This window comes from Bacillus sp. FSL R5-0434 (assembly GCF_038004745.1).
Lineage (GTDB): Bacteria > Bacillota > Bacilli > Bacillales > Bacillaceae > Bacillus > Bacillus halotolerans.
The window spans coordinates 2915909-2935636 of record NZ_JBBORV010000001.1 but is presented as its reverse complement, the minus strand read 5'-3'; the positions used below and the strand labels follow the sequence as shown (position 1 = coordinate 2935636).

The following is a 19728-nucleotide window of genomic DNA, read 5'->3' as shown; positions in this document are numbered from 1 at the left end:
GGAGAGAGATTCTGATGGTCAGTATCCAACGCAGCTTTGAAGCGTATGCCGATGAAATGAATATCATTACGGTTCTGATTCCTGCTGATCAAAAAGATACCTTTACGCCGCCTTTTCAGCTTGAGACAGATACAGCGGAAATTCCTCTGACAGTCAGTCAGGAATGGCAAATAGAAGGGAAATACAAGTATGTATGTGTAGCTGAACAGCCGGTGGCTTTCGGAAAAACGCATCATGTCAAAGCATCTGGCGGCGGAAAAACGGATCTCCAAATCGGGGCGGTTGTCAGGACGGATGCGTTTGATGCTGCATTTTATTATGACGGAGAGCTCGGAGCTGTTTACGCTTCGGATTATACTGAATTTAAGGTATGGGCGCCTGCTGCGACGTCAGCTGCCGTCAAGCTGTCACATCCCGAGAAAAGCGGGCACACGCTTCAAATGACACGAATGGAAAATGGAGTATACGCCGTTACAGTGGCTGGAGATCTGCACGGTTATGAGTATGTGTACCGGATTTGCAACAATTTAGAATGGACAGAAACGGTTGATCCGTATGCAAAAGCTGTGACGGTCAACGGAGAGAAGGGTGTCGTGCTGCGCCCTGATCAAGCAAATTCGGCTCCTTCGCTTACACCATTTTCAGACCCCGTTGAAGCCATTATTTATGAGATGCACATCCGAGACTTCTCCATTCATGAAAACAGCGGTATGAAGAACAAGGGGAAATATGCGGCGCTTGCTGAAACGGACACCAAAACGAAAAATGGCAGTTCTACAGGACTTTCTTATTTAAAAGAGCTTGGCGTTACGCATATAGAGCTTTTGCCGCTAAACGATTATGCCGGAGTTGATGAAGAAAACCCGCTTGCCGCCTACAATTGGGGCTATAATCCACTTCATTTTTTCGCCCCGGAGGGAAGCTATGCCTCCAATCCTCACGACCCTCAGACAAGAAACACAGAAGTAAAACAAATGATTCACACCCTGCATCAGCATGGCCTGCGTGTCATTCTGGATGTTGTTTATAACCATGTATACCAAAGAGAGCACTCGCCCTTTGAAAAAACGGTGCCCGGTTATTTTTTCCGGCATGATCAATTCGGAATGCCTTCGAATGGCACCGGCGTAGGGAATGACATCGCCTCAGAAAGGCGGATGGCAAGGAAATTCATTACGGATTGCGTCATGTATTGGCTGAAGGAATACGATGTCGACGGCTTCCGCTTTGATCTGCTCGGCATTTTAGATATTGAAACGGTTCTTCATATGAAAGAAAAAGCATCTGAGGTAAAGTCCGGAATCCTTCTCTTTGGGGAAGGCTGGGATTTGGCAACACCGCTGCCGCCTGAACAGAAAGCGACATTGGCGAATGCATCGAAAATGCCGGGCGTCGGTTTTTTTAATGATTCGTTTCGTGACGCTGTTAAAGGGAATACCTTTCATATCGCGGCGGCGGGTTTTGCCCTTGGGAACGGCGAAAAAACGGAAACAGTCATGCGCGGGATCGCCGGATCTTCCGGGTGGGAAGAGACAGACCCGCTTGTGTCTGCGCCGAGCCAGTCCATCAATTATGTCGAGTCGCATGACAACCACACTTTTTGGGATAAAATGAGCCTCGCGCTTCCTCAAGAAAGTGAGAGCCGAAAAAGAAGCAGGCAAAAGCTGGCGTCTGCAATCATTCTGCTGGCCCAGGGAGTGCCGTTTATTCACAGCGGACAGGAATTTTTCCGGACGAAACAGGGGGTGGAAAACAGCTATCAATCCAGTGACAGCATCAACCAGCTGGACTGGTCGCGGCGTGAAACATTCAAGCAGGATGTTGACTATGTCCGCAGGCTGATTTCGCTCAGAAAAGCGCATCCGGCATTCCGGCTTACGTCATCAGCCGATATTCAGCGCTGCCTTGAATGTCTGGCTCTCAAAGAGCACCTTATTGTATACCGGCTGTTTAACCTCGGCGCAATCGACGAATGGGAAGAAATCATTGTCATCCATCATGCCAGCCCCGATTCTGTTACATGGCAGCTGCCGAAAGATAAGGCTTACCGCCTTCTATGTGATACTGACGGGTTTCGTGCTGATCATGGAGAAATCAAGAAAGCGGTTGCTGTAAACGGCATCGGAACGGTTATCTTATATTTAGCACGAGATCTTACGAGTTTTGCTTGACGAAGTTTGTGCTATAGCGCTAAAATTTAAAAGACGGCTATTGATTAGCATATGAGACTCTCAATAGCTGTCTTTTTTATTTTTCATACGATTCGTACGAAAAAGGCATTCGCTGGATAGACTGAAGACGAATAGGCCTTTATTCTAAAATATTTTAAGAAATGATGGGTTGAACATTGATATGAACTGGTTGGGACAATTACTAGGTAGCGATTGGGAGATCTTCCCCGCCGGAGGAGCTACAGGAGATGCATATTATGCGAAACATAACGGGCAGCAGCTTTTTTTAAAACGTAATAGCTCACCTTTTTTAGCTGTTTTATCCGCCGAAGGCATTGTTCCTAAGCTGGTTTGGACAAAACGGATGGAGAATGGGGACGTCATAACGGCCCAGCACTGGATGACCGGCAGAGAGCTGAAGCCGAAAGACATGAACGGACGGTCCGTTGCTGAATTGCTTCGTAAAATACACACATCAAAAGCCTTGCTGGACATGCTGAAGAGACTTGGAAAGGAACCGCTGAATCCAGGGACTCTGCTGTCTCAGCTTAAACAGGCTGTATTTGCTGTGCAGCAATCTTCGCCGCTGATTCAAGAAGGGATTAAGTATTTAGAAGATCATCTGCATGAAGTGCATTTCGGTGAGAAAGTCGTTTGCCATTGTGATGTCAATCATAATAACTGGTTATTGTCTGAAGACAACCAGCTGTATTTAATTGACTGGGACGGCGCCATGATTGCTGATCCGGCGATGGATCTGGGGCCATTGCTGTACCACTACGTCGAAAAGCCAGCTTGGGAGAGCTGGCTGGGCATGTACGGTATTGAGTTAACGGACGGCCTTCGGTTAAGAATGGCATGGTATGTGCTATCTGAAACAATCACTTTCATTGCCTGGCATAAATCCAAAGGAAACGATAAAGAATTCCATGATGCAATGGAAGAACTGCATATGCTGATGAAGCGAATTGTTTAATAATCAGGAATACGAATCCATTTCCTCTACCCATTGAGACAAGCTGCTCTGATGCTCTTGTATGTGTGAGTCGATAGATTTGGATGATATTCCTGATTGGCTGTATCGGTACACATCTTCCAGCACGTTTTTTAAGTGTGAATCGAGCTCGGTGTTTGCCATCAGCGATTTAATCACACGTTCAAGCTGTTCGTACTCTGCGACGGTTCCGCAGCAGTCTAATTGATGGTCAGTCAAAATGTCCTTCAATAGATCAACTTGATTCTCGTAATTTAAACCCATAAAACGGTACACATCCCTTCAGTATCTTACGGGTTAAATTGTTCAAAACAGTATGGTTTTATGCATGAGACACGAGTGTTCCGACAGATGGGAACCTCTTTTTTTATGTGATCTGCTCTAAAAAGGCACACCTTCAAAAACAAGCTTGCGGGTCTTTTTAATTCATGGTATGTTGTTAGTCGAAATAATAGATAGAGGTGTCAATCATATGAGAATGCGCCACAAGCCTTGGGCTGATGACTTTTTGGCTGAAAACGCAGATATTGCCATCAGCAATCCTGCTGATTATAAAGGAAAATGGAATACAGTGTTTGGCAACAGCAATCCGATCCATATCGAGGTCGGTACAGGAAAAGGGCAATTTATTTCCGGCATGGCCAAACAAAATCCTGACATTAATTATATTGGTATTGAGTTATTTAAAAGCGTAATTGTGACAGCTGTCCAGAAAGTAAAGGATAGCGAAGTGCCGAATGTAAAGCTTTTGAATATAGACGCGGACACGCTGACAGACGTGTTTGAGCCGGGTGAAGTTAAACGGGTGTACTTGAACTTTTCAGATCCTTGGCCGAAAAACCGCCACGAAAAACGCCGTCTGACGTATTCCCATTTTCTCAAGAAATATGAAGAAGTGATGGGGAAAGGCGGAGCAATTCATTTTAAAACAGACAACCGCGGCCTGTTTGAGTACTCGCTGAAAAGCTTCTCGGAATACGGTCTGCTGCTGACATATGTCAGTCTTGATCTGCATAACAGTGATATGGAAGATAACATCATGACAGAATATGAAGAAAAATTCTCAGCACTCGGCCAGCCGATCTATCGGGCTGAAGTTGAATGGAGAGCGTAAAACAGACTCTGACACAGGAGTCTGTTTTTTTTATGCGCTGTTTGCTACGATGATGACAGGGGGGATGAAAATGGAAACGATGAAAATTGGAAACACGACGTTAACTTGGCTTGACGGAGGGGTGACTCACATGGACGGAGGAGCCATGTTCGGCGTTGTTCCAAAGCCGTTATGGTCAAAAAAATACCCAGTAAATGAAAAAAACCAGATTGAACTAAGGACAGATCCAATTCTTATTCAAAAGGACGGGCAAAACGTGATTGTTGATGCCGGTATCGGGTCCGGCAAGCTGACTGAAAAACAAAAAAGAAACTACGGTGTGACCCAAGAATCCAATGTGAAAACATCATTAGCAGCGCTTGGGTTAACGGTTGAAGATATCCACGTGATCGCCATGACACACCTTCATTTTGACCATGCGTGCGGATTGACGGAATACGAAGGAGATAAACTGGTGCCAGTTTTTCCAAATGCCGTTATTTATACTTCATCTGTTGAATGGAATGAAATGCGCCATCCGAATATCAGATCGAAAAATACCTACTGGAAAGAAAACTGGGAGGCGGTTGCCGGCCAAGTGAAGACCTTTGAAGACACTTGCAAGATAACAGAGGGGGTTACACTGCATCATACCGGGGGCCACAGTAACGGCCACTGTGTTCTTGTATGTGAGGATGCGGGTGAAACCGCGGTACATATGGCGGATTTGATGCCGACACACGCCCACCGCAATCCATTATGGGTGCTGGCTTATGATGATTATCCGATGACCTCTATACCGCAAAAGCAAAAGTGGCAGGCGTATGCAGCGGAAAAAGACGCATGGTTTATTTTTTATCATGATGCCGAATATCGCGCACTAAAATGGGACGGGGACGAAAGAATGACAGAATCACTCAAACGAAAGAAACAATAGCATATTTTCATGTTTACCCTGCATGATTTCCGGCTAATAAAGCAAACCTAGTACTAATTATGCTCAGAAAGGAAGAGGCAGGGTGAAACAATTTGAAGTAACGAACGAAGGAGAAATTCAGACAACATTAAGAGGCCTTGAAGTACTCTCTGTTCCTTTTTTGAACAAAGGAGTAGCTTTTACAACAGAGGAAAGAAAAGCGCTCGGATTGAATGGCTTTTTGCCGCCGAAGGTATTGACCATTGATGAACAGGCAAAAAGAGCGTACGAACAGTTTTCCTCACAGCCTGATGATTTAAGTAAAAACGTTTATTTGACAGCGCTGCACGATCGAAATGAAACGCTGTTTTACCGTTTGTTAAATGACCACTTAGGGGAAATGCTCCCGATTGTATACACGCCGACAGTAGGTACGGCCATTCAGAGATACAGCCATGAATACAGGAAGCCGAGAGGGCTCTATCTGTCCATCGATGACCCGGAAGGCATGAGAGAGGCCTTTAAACAGTTTAAAGACAAAAGTGATGCCATCGATTTAATTGTCGCAACCGATGCTGAAGGGATTTTAGGAATCGGAGACTGGGGAGTCGGCGGTATCGCGATATCAATTGGCAAGCTTGCGGTATACACGGCCGCTGCGGGAATTGATCCGAGCAGAGTGCTGGCTGTCGTTTTGGATGCGGGCACAAATCAAGAGAGCCTCTTGAACGACCCGCTTTATGTCGGCAACCAGCATTCCAGAGTGCGCGGTGAACGCTATGACCAATTTATTGATGAATATGTCTCACTTGCGAGAGAGACATTCCCGAATGCATTGCTCCACTGGGAGGACTTCGGAGCGAAAAATGCGCGCAGCATCTTGAAACGCTATAAAGATAAAGTATGTACGTTTAATGATGATATCCAAGGTACAGGCGCTGTATCTCTTGCGGCAGTTTTATCCTGTGCAAAAGCGTCTAAAGTGCCGCTGAGGGATCACAGAGTCGTCATATTCGGAGCGGGGACAGCCGGAATCGGAATTGCTGAACAGCTGCGGGAAGCATTGGTGCGCGAAGGGCTGAGTGAGGAAGAATCATACCAGCGATTCTGGTGCATAGACCGAAACGGGCTGTTAACAGATGATATGGATCAGCTTCTCGATTTCCAAAAGCCTTATGCCCGTTCGGCTGATGAAGTGAAGGATTATCAGCGTAACGGAGAAGGAGGGGGCATTGATCTCCTTGAAGTGGTCCGGCAGGCGAAACCGACGATCCTGATCGGAACATCTACGGTTTCCGGTGCCTTTACTGAAGAAATTGTAAAAGAAATGGCGTCACACGTAAAACGTCCGGCAATTTTGCCGATGTCGAATCCAACAACTCTTTCTGAAGCAAAACCGCAAGATTTAATCCAATGGACAGAAGGCCGTGCGCTGATCACGACAGGAAGCCCGTTCCCGCCAGTGGAATATAACGGCGTGACATATCATATCGGACAGGCAAACAACGCACTAGTCTTCCCAGGGCTTGGGCTTGGAACGATTGTCACCAAATCAAAATTAATCACCGATGGCATGTTTGAAGCATGTGCCCGCGCGATCGCAAGTATGGTCAATGTCGGCATGCCTGGCGCGCCGATGCTTCCGAAGGTGGAGGATTTACGGACTGTATCGGCAACGGTTGCAGTTGAAGTCGCTAAAACCGCCATTAAGGAAGGCGTGGCCACTGAAGAGCCTGAGGATATCATTCAGGCTGTGCAGGACGCGATGTGGTATCCGGTATACAAACCAATTCGCGCGATATAATATAAAAAGAGCCGCTGCATGGGCAGCGGCTCCTATTTTACGCTTGTCCGGTGTTAAGACGCGATTGTATCGATGACATCTACAATTCTCCCTGTTTTCGCATCCACCATCACTTCATATTGCTCTAGTTCTCCGAAAGCTGATCGTGTAACACCGGTCTTGTACACCTGCACGGTTTCTCCATTCACATTGTAGGGCTCCGGCTGGGTGTAGATCCATGATCCATCAATCGGCCCCCGCTGTTTAAAAGCGGATTTTACGATACGAAGCGCTCTTTCTGAAGAAATATAAGGCTTCATCACATATTGCTTCACAACAACAGCCGTACAAATTCCAAGTCCTGCTCCTAAAAGAAGATGACGCAATTTCAAAATAAAGCACCTCCTGATTGATCATACTTCCATTATACAGAAACCGCCAAATCCTGTTAAGCGATACGCGGCTCATTGAGCAGATTCAATCAGAGTGCTTGGAAAACAGAATTTTTTCTAATAAAATAAAAGAACTACATAGAAATGAGGGGAAAACATGAATCAAGAAACGAAAGCGCTTTTCCAAACACTGACGCAGCTTCCCGGAGCGCCGGGCAATGAGCATCAGGTCCGTGCGTTTATGAAGCAGGAGCTTGCCAAATATGCCGATGATATCGTTCAGGACAGACTGGGAAGTGTTTTCGGAGTCAGAAAAGGCGGAGAGGACGCGCCGAAAATCATGGTGGCTGGACATATGGATGAAGTCGGATTTATGGTGACATCCATTACAGATAACGGATTACTGAGGTTCCAAACGCTCGGCGGCTGGTGGAGTCAGGTGCTGCTGGCACAAAGAGTGGAAATTCAAACAGATAACGGCCCGGTTCCGGGAGTTATTTCAAGCATACCGCCGCATCTGTTAACAGATGCTCAGCGAAACCGTCCGATGGATATCAAAAACATGATGATTGATATCGGAGCGGATGATAAGGAAGACGCTATCAAAATCGGCATTAAACCTGGCCAGCAAATTGTCCCTGTATGCCCGTTTACCATTATGGCGAATGAAAAGAAAATATTATCAAAAGCGTGGGATAACCGGTACGGCTGCGGATTGAGCATTGAATTGCTGAAGGAATTGCAAGGTAAAGAACTGCCGAATACGCTTTACGCTGGCGCAACCGTTCAGGAAGAAGTCGGCTTAAGAGGCGCACAGACAGCGTCTCATATGATCAAACCGGATTTGTTCTTCGCGCTTGACGCCAGTCCGGCAAACGACATGAGCGGCGATAAACAGCAGTTTGGGCAGCTTGGAAAGGGCTTTTTGCTCCGCATTCTTGACAGAACAACAGTCATGCACCGCGGAATGAGAGAATTTGTTCTGGATATTGCTGAAACGCATCAGATTCCATATCAATACTTTGTTTCGGGCGGCGGAACAGATGCAGGCAGAGTGCATATTTCAAACAGCGGCGTTCCGTCAGCAGTTATCGGGATCTGCTCCCGCTACATTCATACAAATGCGTCTATTATCCATATTGATGATTACGCTGCGGCTAAAGAAATGCTGATAAAGCTCGTAACTGCCTGTGACAAGCAGACAGTTGAAGCAATTAAAGAAAATATGTAAAACCTGGAGAAAAAGCTTGTTGAGCAAGGCTGTAAGCCATGCCGACAAGCTTTTTTCTTATTTTGTTTCAAATACATAGGAAAGTGCTTTAATGGCTTGGTTCACCGTTTCAACAGTCATATTCGCTTTGTTTGAAAGCTCTTTTAATGGGTGGTGGAGCGATTCAGGACGAATGATGATCAGGGGTTTGCCTTTTGCGATGGCATAGGAAGCATCCATTGCTGTGTTCCATTGTTTATACTTTTCGCCAAACAAGGCGATTACAAAGTCGGCTTTATTCATCAAGACGGCAGTTCTGAAGTTATTGATATCAGAAGCCTTGTCGTCCTTATAGACTGCGTTTGGCTGAGCGCCCATGATTTCTTCTCCGATATTGTCTGAACGGTCGTGATGCTCCATCGGGCCGACAAACGTAATCGGCAGCTTCAGTGACTTCGTTTTCTCCTTTATTTCCTCCCGCCAATTGCTGTGGATTTCTCCGGCTAAATAGACGATAAACTCCAAACTGGATCCCTCCTTATGTATGACCATTTGTCAATTTTACCCTCATGTAAAAGATGTTAAACGAAACGTGCTTGATAATGCAAATAAAATATGATAATGATAATGGGAAAGCTTATCTTACATATTCATTCGTTGCATATAAGTGGTTTTGCCGCAAGCAGTTTGGTATGATCCAAATGGACGAGTATCGATAAACTAACATGTAAGAACATAAACAACTGGAGGGATATCCGATGAAAAAAATCGAGACAACGCAAGAATTGGAAAAAGCGGTAAAGGATGATTGGGCAGTATTTATGTTTTCTGCCGACTGGTGCCCGGACTGCCGTTTTGTAGAGCCTTTTCTTCCGGAATTGGAAGCAGACTTTCCTGAATTCACTTACTACTATGTAGACCGCGACAAATTTATTGATACATGCGCAGAGTGGGAGATTTACGGCATTCCAAGCTTTGTTGTGTTTAATGAAGGAAAAGAAGTGAATCGTTTTGTGAGCAAAGACCGCAAAACAAAAGAAGAAATTGAACAGTTTTTAACTGACTCTCTCGCAAAAGCGTAAAGGAGGATATCCGGTTTGAAAATGACCTCAAGGAAGCTGTCAGACATATTGAAACAGCGCCTTCAGCACGAGAATCGCTCCTTTTTATTTGACAGAGAAAAAGACACCCTCCGTGTTGAGGATGAAACAACTAAAAAAGGAATTACGCTCGACCTGCCGCCGATTATTGCAAAATGGGAACTGAAAAAAGACGAAGCCATTGACGAGATCGTTTACTATGTATCAGAAGCCATGACAGCTATGGAAGGGAAGTCGCAGGAAATAACCGGGAAGGAAAGCCGCATTTATCCGGTCATCCGCTCAACCTCTTTTCCGGACAAGTCCAGCGAAGAGATTCCGCTTATTTATGACGATCATACCGCAGAAACAAGAATTTACTATGCGCTTGATCTGGGCAAAACCTATCGTTTAATTGATCAGCGCATGCTGGAGAAAGAAAACTGGACAAGGGAGCGGATCAGAGAAACGGCTGCGTTTAACCTCCGCTCTCTGCCTACGGTTGTCAAAGAGGATACAGTTGCCGGCAATCTCTTTTACTTCTTCAGAGCAAATGACGGTTACGACGCCAGCCGGATTCTGAACGAAGCGATTTTAAATGAGTATAAACAAAATGCTAAAGGTGAGCTCGCGATCTCTGTTCCGCATCAGGACGTTCTGATACTTGCTGACATTCGGAATGAATCAGGGTATGATATTTTAGGGCAAATGTCGATGAGCTTCTTTGCAGGCGGCACCGTTCCGATTACGGCGCTTTCTTTCCTGTACAATGAAGGAAAGCTGGAGCCGGTGTTTATCTTGGCAAAAAGCCGTCCGAAAAAGGATTAGAAAGGATTTTTTACTTATGAACGCTTTTTATAATAAAGAAGGTGTGGGAGATACACTTCTGATCTCTCTAAAAGACGTAACGCGCGAGCAAATAGGCTATGAAAAACACGGCGACGTCGTCAAAATTTTCAATGGCGAAACAAATGAAACGACGGGTTTTAACATCTTTAACGCGTCTTCATACTTAACCATTAATGAAAACGGCCCTGTTGCCCTTTCAGAAACATTCGTTCAAGATGTGAATGAAATGCTAAACAGAAACGGCATTGAAGAAACATTAGTCGTTGATTTATCGCCAAAGTTTGTTGTCGGATATGTTGAATCAAAAGAAAAACATCCAAATGCGGATAAATTAAGCGTATGTAAAGTCAACGTAGGAGATGAAACGCTTCAGATCGTTTGCGGCGCGCCTAATGTTGATCAAGGTCAAAAAGTTGTCGTTGCCAAAGTCGGCGCTGTGATGCCGAGCGGACTCGTCATTAAGGATGCTGAGCTTCGGGGCGTACCGTCGAGCGGAATGATCTGCTCCGCAAAAGAGCTTGCATTGCCTGACGCTCCGGCTGAAAAAGGAATCCTTGTATTAGAAGGAGACCATGAGGCTGGAGACGCATTTCAGTTTTAGACTCCCATAAATACGCCGAAAAAATCGAATCATGTAAAAAAAGCCGCTAAGCCCTTGTTTAGCGGCTTTGTTTTGCTGAAAGCTTAATCTTTTCTGGGCCGACAAGCAGTGGTATACTAAAAATCGTCCCAGAAAACTATAAGGGAGTTAGAGATGAATTATGAGTTGGCTTCATAAATTTTTTGATTTGTTTTTAGGAGAGAGTGAAGAGGACGCTGAACGGGAGACAAAACCTGCTCAAATTCCGAAACAGCCAGAATCGCATCACTCCGAAGGACAATTAAAACGATTGGAAGATCCTAAAATATATTACGAATATCCTAAAGGCAAGTTCCGTTTTCCGGTTGTGCCTGACGGATATCAAAAAAATGATTTGAGAAGGCGCCGCCCGCCATCGGAGGAACCGCAAGCCGAGCCTCATTCGAGCGCTGCTCAGCACAGAGACCGCACAAATAATGAAAAAGAGCATTATACATATGAAAAATCAGAGCCGGCCAAGAAACCTTTTAAACCGACAAATATACCTTCGCCTGTATATGGATTTAATCAAAAACCATCTGTGAAAAAGGACGTGCCGAAACAATCTGCGGAAAAAAAAGGTGTGCAAAAAAAGCCGGAACCTGTAGAAGAGAAGGTAACGCTGCTTTCAGAAGAAATCGAACGCGAACGCAGCTATCCAATGCCGGACCGGCCGCCGCAGCAACAGAAGAAGGAGCCTCTCTTTTCATATGACCGATTCGAAGAACAGCCTTCTGGCGTCCTAAAAAGTACGAATGAAACAATGGCAAAGCACTCAGCAGAGGAGCTGTCAGACAAAAAAGTAAACGCTGGAGACGAAATGGCTCCAAAAGCTGCTGAGATGCGGTCAGAAGAAACAGAACAAATGAAGCAGCAGGAAGAATCTTTCTTGCGCGAAGAAAAATCTTGGGAAGAGACTGTGACAGGTGCCGGAATGGAAGCAGAAAAGCTGTCAGGTAACGAAGGATATGCCCGCGAAGAAGCTGTTCCGGAAACTGCTGACACCGTCTCAACTCAAGCAGAACAAACGGAAAACCAAGAGCCTGAAAAGGAAGAGCATTTCTTACCCGATGAGCGATATGGGGAAGAGGCTGTGACAGGTGCTGAAACTGAGGCAGAAGAGCCGTCAGCCAACGAAGGAAACGTTCGTGAAAAAGCTGTTCCAGAAACTGCTGACACCTCAGCCCCAGCAGAAGAAATGGAATTCCATGAGCATGAAAAGCCTTTCTTGCATAATGAACGATACGAGGAAGAGACTGTGGCAGATGCCGGGCAAGAAGCAGAGGAACTGTCAGACAGCCATACAGCTGCTCACGAAGAAATCATTCTGGAAGCTGCCTCAGCTCAAGTGATAGAGGAAATCAGCCAGCCTGAAGCATCCGCGGCCCAGAGAAATGACTATCCAGAACCCGAACGTAGCACAGAAGAGGATACTCCATCCTATTCTGCGGCGGATGAAAACCGGGAGGAAGAAGGTCCTGCGGGTGAAAGACGCACGGCCCCAGCAGAACAGCAGAACAGAACCGAGAAGTCGAGTAACAATCCTGAACGAAGTCCAGCACTTCAGAAGGGACCGTCTGTTCCTTTTAATGTTATGATGCTGAAAAGCGATACGCATAAACAGCAAAAAGCAGGGGAGCGCCGTGGAAGCTATGTGTTCCCAAATGTCTCACTGCTTGATGTGCCGCCAGCACAAGTTCAGGACGATACTGCGTGGATAGAAAACCAGCGTCAGCTGCTTGATTTAACTTTGAAAAACTTTAACGTTCGGGCCAATGTGGTTCATGTAACGCAAGGGCCGTCAGTCACAAGATTTGAAGTACACCCTGAACCGGGTGTAAAGGTGAATAAAATCACCAACCTGTCTGATGACATTAAACTCAGCCTGTCCGCCAGAGATATTCGAATAGAAGCGCCGATTCCGGGGAAAAACACGATCGGAATTGAAGTGCCGAACCGCACGAGCAAGGTGGTTGATTTGCGCCAAATGATTCGCAGCTCTGCTTTCAGGACGAGCACGTCACCGCTTACGGCAGCACTTGGATTGGATATTTCGGGGAATCCTGTTGTCATTGATCTGAAGAAAATGCCGCACGGTCTTATTGCCGGAGCTACAGGATCGGGAAAAAGCGTGTGCATCAATACGATTTTAGTGAGTCTGCTTTATAAAGCTGATCCGAGTGAAGTGAAGGTGCTGCTGATTGATCCGAAAATGGTAGAGCTTGCGCCTTACAACAAAATTCCTCATCTCGTCAGCCCTGTCATTACCGACGCCAAAGCGGCCACTGCTGCTTTAAAATGGGTCGTTGAGGAAATGGAGCGCCGCTATGAACTGTTTGCCCATTCCGGTGTTCGCGATATTGACCGTTTTAATCAATTAACCTCTGATCATCAAACGGGCGAAAAATTGCCGTATTTAGTTGTGGTCATTGACGAGCTTGCGGATTTGATGATGGTAGCTCCAAATGATGTAGAAGAAAGCATTGCCCGGATTGCTCAAAAAGCAAGAGCCTGCGGAATCCATTTGCTTGTCGCGACTCAGCGTCCGTCAGTCGATGTCATTACCGGTCTGATTAAAGCGAATATCCCGACGAGAATTGCGTTTTCTGTCTCCAGCCAGGTTGATTCCCGAACAATCATTGACATGGCAGGTGCGGAAAAACTTCTCGGCAAAGGAGACATGCTCTTTTTGGAGAACGGTTCTGGAAAACCGGTCCGTCTCCAAGGCAACTTTGTATCGGACCGAGAGATTGACCGTGTTGTTTCTCATGTCAGAAACCAGCTGCCGCCAGCTTATTTATTCGAACAGGAAGAATTGGTCAGACAAGGCTCTGCCTTAAAGGAAGAGGATGAGCTGTTTTATGAGGCGTGCGAATTTGTTGTTGAGCAAAACAGTGCAAGCACGTCAAGCCTGCAAAGAAGATTCAGAATCGGATATAATCGGGCTGCAAGGCTGATTGATATGATGGAAGCGGAAGGTATGATCTCTGAGGCGAAAGGAAGCAAGCCTCGAGAGGTGCTGATCACTGCAAGTGATTTAATAAACGAATAATATAGGTTCATTTTCACAGCAAACATGGTATGATAATGGATAGAGCATTTAACAGCTATGCCGCTTTACAGCAAATGGGCATAGAAATCGTGATATTCAGGTTTAATCGGAAAGAAATAACCGGATACTGAACATAACAAAAAATATAAGGATACGCCGTCAGGCGGCTTTTCAGCCGCCGCGGTCGCAAATTGAAATGAACGTCATATACTGGGGAACAGATAGACGTTTGTTGGAGGTACAATTATGACTGTTTATCATTTTGTTGGAATAAAAGGGACGGGTATGAGTCCGCTTGCCCAAATACTTCATGATAATGGATATACTGTCCAAGGATCGGATATCGAAAAATTCATTTTTACACAAACGGCGCTTGAAAAAAGAAACATCACTGTTCTTCCTTTTAGCGCGGATAACATCAAACCCGGCATGACAGTTATCGCTGGAAACGCATTCCCAGACACGCACCCTGAGATTGAAAAAGCGATGTCTGACGGAATTCCGGTGATTCGTTATCATAAGTTTTTAGGTGACTACATGAAAAAATTCACCAGTGTCGCGGTTACTGGTGCGCACGGTAAAACGTCGACTACGGGGCTGCTGGCTCACGTTATCCAAAACGCAAAACCGACGTCTTTCTTAATCGGGGACGGAACAGGCCAAGGAAATGAAAACAGCGAATACTTCGTATTTGAAGCGTGCGAATACCGCCGCCATTTCTTAAGCTATCAGCCTGACTACGCGATTATGACGAATATTGATTTTGATCACCCTGATTACTTCTCAAATATTGACGATGTGTTTGACGCTTTTCAGGAAATGGCTCTTCAAGTTAACAAAGGCATTATTGCCTGCGGTGATGATGAGTATCTGCCGAAAATCCATGCGAACGTGCCTGTCGTTTATTACGGCACAGGAGAAGAAAATGATTTTCAAGCGAGAAACATCGTAAAAAGCACAGAAGGGACAACTTTCGATGTCTTTGTCCGCAATACATTCTATGACACATTTTATATTCCTGCGTATGGCCATCATAATGTATTGAACTCATTGGCGGTCATCGCGTTGTGCCATTATGAAGAAATTGACGCCAGCGTTATTAAACATGGCCTCAAATCATTTGGCGGCGTCAAACGCAGATTCAATGAGAAACAGCTCGGAAACCAAGTGTTAATTGATGATTACGCTCATCATCCGACAGAAATAAAAGTGACGATTGAGGCGGCAAGACAGAAATATCCTGATCGTGAAATCGTTGCGGTATTCCAGCCTCATACATTTACGCGGACACAGCAATTCCTTGATGAATTTGCTGAAAGCCTGAGCGGGGCAGACTGTGTGTATTTATGCGACATCTTCGGGTCAGCCCGGGAAAACGCAGGAAAGCTGACGATCGGCGACCTGCAGGGAAAAATTAATAATGCCAAGCTGATTGCAGAAGATGATACATCTGTTTTAAAAGCTCATGATAAAGCCGTTCTCATCTTTATGGGAGCAGGAGATATCCAAAAATATATGAGAGCCTACGAAAACGTCATGGCATAATAAAAAGCAGTGATTTCACTGCTTTTTATTTATCTGAAGAGAAATCCTCTTAAAGGATTTTTCAAATGTAATGGAGAATAATATGTATACAGCCCAACAGATATGTTTATGATTTTACAAATCGGGTAAACAGCAGTATATCCTGCAGCAAGGAGGTTTAAGATGATTATCATTCTTTATTTAAGCGTTGCACTAATCGCAGTAGCATTTCTCGTCTTAGTGATCTATTTGTCTAAAACACTAAAGTCACTGCAGCTGACATTAAAACATGTTGCATCCACGCTCGAAGGGCTGGAGGGACAAATGAAAGGCATTACCACTGAAACTGCCGAGCTTTTACATAAGACCAACCGCTTGGCTGAAGATATTCAGGAAAAATCAGAAAAGCTGAACACGGTCGTTCATGCTGTTCAAGGGGTGGGAACCTCTGTGCAGCAGTTCAATACATCAATGAAGCAGGCGGCAGGGTCTGTATCGGCATCAGTGAGAGAAAACCAAGATAAAATCAATCAGGTTGTCACCTGGAGCCAAGCAGCAATGGAAATTTGGGAGAAGTGGAAGCGAAAGAAATCAGCTCTTTAAGAGAGAAAAACACTTTGAGGAGGAATAATGATGAGCAAAGATGGAATTAATAGTAAAGATTTTTTAATCGGTACTTTAATCGGAGGAATCATCGGAGCCACCACTGCGCTTTTCCTAGCACCTAAATCTGGGAAAGAACTACGCGACGATCTCGGAAATCAAGCTGTTGCTCTGCGGGATAAAACAGATAAAATGACGGCAGATGCAAAAGAAAAAGGCACACAATATGTCAGCATTGCAAAAGACAAAACATCTAACATCACACAGCTTGTCGCCGATCAGTCAGGACAGATCATGAACAAGGTCAAAGATTTAAGAGACCGTTCAAAATCTGCAAATACCGAGTCATCATCTGCTACGCAAGATATGAAAAATGAAGCAATGCAGGCGGCTGACGAAGCAAAAGATCAAGTCCTCCAAACGAAAGAAGACGTAAAAGACGAGCTGAAAGATGCACAAAAACAGGCCGAGCACATCAACCGCTGAGCCCGGAAGGAGCAGACTTGACTAATGGCAAAACAGCTAATTCAATCTGAGGAAGAGTTTAAGCGTATTGCAGAAAAGGAAGGCACTTTCTTGTTTTTTAAGCACAGCTTAACATGCCCGATCAGCCAAGCCGCATTTCAAGAATTTAATGCCTTTGCAAATCAGCATGAAGAAGTGCCGGCTTACTATCTGCAAGTACAAGAGGCACGGCCCCTGTCAAATTTCATCGCAGAAACATACGGAGTCAAGCACGAAAGCCCTCAAGTTTTCGTGATCCAAAACGGTGAAGTAAAGTGGCATACCTCACATTCACAAATTACAGAAGCGGCGATTGAGCAGCATCTGTCCTAGAAAAAAGCGTCCAGATATGATCTGGCGCTTTTTTTTTGAAAAAAACTATTGATCATTTTCTTCACATCATGTACGATAGCATCATACATTACTTTATCACTTAAAAGCGTTTGGGTAATAAAGTAGACTTTTTTAAAAATTTTGTATTTCAGTATTTCCATTTGGTTTTACTTATAGTAAGATGCATGTTAACTACAAAATAAAAAATGAATGTGCAGGGAAAGGATGAAAAAAATGAGCAACACAGAATTAGAGCTTCTAAGGCAGCAGGCAGACGAATTAAACTTGCAAATTTTAAAATTAATCAATCAGCGCGGAAATGTTGTGAAAGAGATCGGTAAAGCGAAAGAAGCGCAAGGTGTCAATCGCTTTGATCCTGTCAGAGAACGCACAATGTTAAATAAAATCATTGAAAACAATGACGGACCATTCGAAAATTCTACTATCCAGCACATTTTTAAAGAAATCTTTAAAGCAGGTTTAGAGCTTCAGGAGGAAGATCACAGCAAAGCGCTGCTTGTTTCCCGTAAGAAAAAACCTGAAGATACAATCGTTGATATCAAAGGTGAAAAAGTCGGAGATGGCCAGCAAAGATTTATCGTCGGACCATGTGCGGTTGAGAGCTATGAGCAGGTGGCGGAAGTGGCTGCGGCTGCTAAAAAACAAGGGATTAAAATTCTTCGCGGAGGAGCCTTTAAGCCTCGTACGAGCCCATACGATTTCCAAGGCCTCGGTGTAGAAGGACTCCAAATCTTAAAACGTGTAGCGGATGAATTTGATCTGGCTGTTATCAGCGAAATCGTAACTCCGGCTCATATTGAAGAAGCGCTTGACTACATTGATGTAATTCAGATCGGTGCGCGTAATATGCAGAACTTTGAATTGCTGAAAGCTGCAGGTTCCGTGAAAAAGCCTGTGCTTCTGAAACGCGGACTTGCTGCAACGATCTCGGAATTCATCAATGCAGCTGAATACATTATGGCACAAGGCAATGATCAAATTATCCTTTGTGAGCGCGGTATCAGAACATACGAAACAGCAACGAGAAACACGCTCGATATTTCAGCTGTGCCAATTCTGAAACAGGAAACGCATTTGCCGGTCTTTGTTGATGTGACGCATTCAACAGGCCGCCGCGACCTCCTTCTTCCGACAGCTAAAGCCGCTTTAGCGATCGGTGCTGACGGCGTAATGGCAGAGGTTCATCCTGATCCATCAGTCGCACTTTCTGACTCTGCTCAGCAAATGGCGATCCCTGAATTCGAAAAATGGCTGAATGAACTGAAACCAATGGTGAAAGTCAACGCCTAATGGAATGAGATCAATACAAAAGGCCGCATATGCGGCCTTTTTTTGCGCTTTCTCGTTTATTTAATTATAAAACTCAAGTATACGTTTTCATCATCTATAAAAACGTGTATAATTTCATGAGAAGTATTTAAATTTGATGAATAATGAAAAATAATGTAGACTACTGACTTACGCTTACAAATCATAAACGACATAAATTCGGACATTATGACATTTCTCTACATAAAGTGTTTATGCTATAGATAAGGATAAGTGTATCCAGTAAAAGGAGTGGTTTTAGGATGAGCAATATTACGATCTACGACGTAGCGAGAGAAGCTAATGTAAGCATGGCAACCGTTTCCCGTGTCGTGAATGGAAACCCGAATGTAAAACCGACAACGAGAAAAAAAGTCTTGGAAGCCATTGACCGTCTCGGCTACCGTCCAAACGCGGTGGCAAGAGGGCTTGCAAGCAAAAAAACAACAACTGTAGGTGTCATCATTCCTGATATCTCAAGCATTTTCTATTCAGAGCTTGCGCGCGGAATTGAAGATATCGCGACAATGTATAAATATAACATCATTTTGAGCAACTCTGACCAAAACTTGGAGAAAGAGCTGCACTTATTAAACACAATGCTCGGCAAACAGGTCGATGGCATCGTATTTATGGGCGGAAACATTACGGACGAGCATGTAGCGGAATTTAAGCGTTCGCCAGTGCCGATCGTGCTTGCCGCTTCTGTTGAAGAGCAGGGTGAAACACCATCAGTCGCAATTGATTACGAGCAGGCGATTTATGACGCGGTGAAGCTTTTGGTTGATAAGGGGCACACTGATATCGCGTTTGTTTCCGGCCCGATGACAGAACCGATCAACCGCTCAAAGAAACTGCAAGGCTACAAACGGGCGCTTGAAGAGGCGAATCTTCCGTTTAATGAACAATTTGTCGCTGAAGGTGATTACACGTATGATTCCGGACTTGAGGCGCTTCAGCATCTCATGAGCCTGGACAAAAAACCGACAGCGATTCTTTCCGCAACTGATGAAATGGCGCTCGGCATTATTCATGCCGCACAGGATCAAGGCCTTTCCATTCCTGAAGATCTCGACATTATCGGCTTTGATAATACGAGATTAAGCTTGATGGTTAGGCCGCAGCTTTCAACAGTAGTTCAGCCGACGTATGATATTGGCGCGGTTGCCATGAGACTGCTGACAAAGCTCATGAATAAAGAGCCGGTGGAAGAGCATATTGTCGAATTGCCGCATCGTATAGAGTTAAGACAGTCAACCAAGTCATAAGAAAAACAA

20 protein-coding genes are annotated in these 19728 nt (G+C 44.9%); 17 read left to right on the top strand and 3 right to left on the bottom strand.

Annotated elements, in window-relative coordinates:
- The first annotated feature begins 14 nt into the window (after positions 1 to 14).
- Positions 15 to 2171 (top strand): type I pullulanase, encoded by a 2157-nt coding sequence (pulA, locus tag NYE43_RS15245; protein WP_341062187.1) that lies wholly within the window; start codon positions 15 to 17, stop codon positions 2169 to 2171.
- A gap of 181 nt (positions 2172 to 2352) precedes the next feature.
- The gene (locus NYE43_RS15240; RefSeq protein WP_095714595.1) at positions 2353 to 3147 is read left to right on the top strand and encodes a phosphotransferase family protein; all 795 of its coding nucleotides are present in this window, start codon (positions 2353 to 2355) and stop codon (positions 3145 to 3147) included.
- A gap of 3 nt (positions 3148 to 3150) precedes the next feature.
- Here the strand turns inward: NYE43_RS15240 and NYE43_RS15235 are convergent, their stop codons facing one another.
- On the bottom strand, positions 3151 to 3429 hold the full coding sequence (locus tag NYE43_RS15235; RefSeq protein WP_024122528.1) for a YtzH-like family protein: 279 nt from the start codon (positions 3427 to 3429) through the stop codon (positions 3151 to 3153).
- A 208-nt stretch (positions 3430 to 3637) separates the two neighbouring features.
- Between NYE43_RS15235 and trmB the strand changes: the two genes are divergently transcribed.
- The 3 genes from trmB (at position 3638) to NYE43_RS15220 (ending at position 6978) form a co-directional block, all read left to right on the top strand.
- Positions 3638 to 4279, top strand: a complete 642-nt coding sequence (gene trmB / locus NYE43_RS15230) for a tRNA (guanosine(46)-N7)-methyltransferase TrmB (RefSeq protein ID WP_038954257.1) — start codon at positions 3638 to 3640, stop codon at positions 4277 to 4279.
- Positions 4280 to 4349: 70 nt separating this feature from the next.
- Positions 4350 to 5195, top strand: coding sequence for a YtnP family quorum-quenching lactonase (locus tag NYE43_RS15225; protein WP_341062186.1), 846 nt, complete (start codon positions 4350 to 4352; stop codon positions 5193 to 5195).
- 82 nt (positions 5196 to 5277) lie between these two features.
- Positions 5278 to 6978: an NAD-dependent malic enzyme gene (locus NYE43_RS15220; RefSeq protein ID WP_341062185.1), complete on the top strand. Its 1701-nt coding sequence runs from the start codon at positions 5278 to 5280 to the stop codon at positions 6976 to 6978.
- Between the two features lie 53 nt (positions 6979 to 7031).
- On the opposite strand, the gene NYE43_RS15215 is transcribed toward NYE43_RS15220, so the two are convergent.
- Complete coding sequence (locus tag NYE43_RS15215; protein WP_010331516.1) at positions 7032 to 7349, bottom strand: PepSY domain-containing protein; 318 nt, start codon at positions 7347 to 7349, stop codon at positions 7032 to 7034.
- A 157-nt stretch (positions 7350 to 7506) separates the two neighbouring features.
- On the opposite strand from NYE43_RS15215, the gene NYE43_RS15210 reads away from it, so the two are divergent.
- A complete protein-coding gene (locus NYE43_RS15210) occupies positions 7507 to 8580 on the top strand; it encodes a M42 family metallopeptidase (RefSeq protein ID WP_326366347.1) in 1074 nt (357 codons plus the stop codon).
- Between the two features lie 57 nt (positions 8581 to 8637).
- Here the strand turns inward: NYE43_RS15210 and NYE43_RS15205 are convergent, their stop codons facing one another.
- The gene (locus NYE43_RS15205; RefSeq protein WP_024122523.1) at positions 8638 to 9084 is read right to left on the bottom strand and encodes a YtoQ family protein; all 447 of its coding nucleotides are present in this window, start codon (positions 9082 to 9084) and stop codon (positions 8638 to 8640) included.
- A gap of 77 nt (positions 9085 to 9161) precedes the next feature.
- Here NYE43_RS15205 and NYE43_RS15200 point away from each other — a divergent pair, with 77 nt between their 5' ends.
- The 11 genes from NYE43_RS15200 (at position 9162) to ccpA (ending at position 19719) form a co-directional block, all read left to right on the top strand.
- On the top strand, positions 9162 to 9278 hold the full coding sequence (locus NYE43_RS15200) for a hypothetical protein (protein WP_125825412.1): 117 nt from the start codon (positions 9162 to 9164) through the stop codon (positions 9276 to 9278).
- Positions 9279 to 9317: 39 nt separating this feature from the next.
- Complete coding sequence (locus NYE43_RS15195) at positions 9318 to 9641, top strand: thioredoxin family protein (protein ID WP_010331513.1); 324 nt, start codon at positions 9318 to 9320, stop codon at positions 9639 to 9641.
- Positions 9642 to 9656: 15 nt separating this feature from the next.
- A complete protein-coding gene (locus NYE43_RS15190; RefSeq protein WP_024122522.1) occupies positions 9657 to 10466 on the top strand; it encodes a DUF1444 domain-containing protein in 810 nt (269 codons plus the stop codon).
- 16 nt (positions 10467 to 10482) lie between these two features.
- On the top strand, positions 10483 to 11088 hold the full coding sequence (ytpR, locus tag NYE43_RS15185) for a YtpR family tRNA-binding protein (RefSeq protein WP_340926391.1): 606 nt from the start codon (positions 10483 to 10485) through the stop codon (positions 11086 to 11088).
- Between the two features lie 160 nt (positions 11089 to 11248).
- Entirely contained in the window at positions 11249 to 14158 is a 2910-nt protein-coding gene (locus NYE43_RS15180; protein WP_341062184.1) for a DNA translocase FtsK, read from the top strand.
- Positions 14159 to 14404: 246 nt separating this feature from the next.
- Complete coding sequence (gene murC, locus NYE43_RS15175; protein WP_024122519.1) at positions 14405 to 15703, top strand: UDP-N-acetylmuramate--L-alanine ligase; 1299 nt, start codon at positions 14405 to 14407, stop codon at positions 15701 to 15703.
- Positions 15704 to 15865: 162 nt separating this feature from the next.
- Positions 15866 to 16285 (top strand): DUF948 domain-containing protein, encoded by a 420-nt coding sequence (locus tag NYE43_RS15170; RefSeq protein ID WP_024122518.1) that lies wholly within the window; start codon positions 15866 to 15868, stop codon positions 16283 to 16285.
- Positions 16286 to 16315: 30 nt separating this feature from the next.
- On the top strand, positions 16316 to 16771 hold the full coding sequence (locus NYE43_RS15165; RefSeq protein WP_024122517.1) for a YtxH domain-containing protein: 456 nt from the start codon (positions 16316 to 16318) through the stop codon (positions 16769 to 16771).
- Between the two features lie 24 nt (positions 16772 to 16795).
- Positions 16796 to 17122 (top strand): bacillithiol system redox-active protein YtxJ, encoded by a 327-nt coding sequence (gene ytxJ, locus NYE43_RS15160; RefSeq protein ID WP_024122516.1) that lies wholly within the window; start codon positions 16796 to 16798, stop codon positions 17120 to 17122.
- A gap of 234 nt (positions 17123 to 17356) precedes the next feature.
- Positions 17357 to 18433, top strand: coding sequence for a bifunctional 3-deoxy-7-phosphoheptulonate synthase/chorismate mutase (locus NYE43_RS15155; RefSeq protein ID WP_024122514.1), 1077 nt, complete (start codon positions 17357 to 17359; stop codon positions 18431 to 18433).
- A 281-nt stretch (positions 18434 to 18714) separates the two neighbouring features.
- Complete coding sequence (gene ccpA, locus NYE43_RS15150; protein WP_024122513.1) at positions 18715 to 19719, top strand: catabolite control protein A; 1005 nt, start codon at positions 18715 to 18717, stop codon at positions 19717 to 19719.
- Positions 19720 to 19728 lie beyond the last annotated feature (9 nt).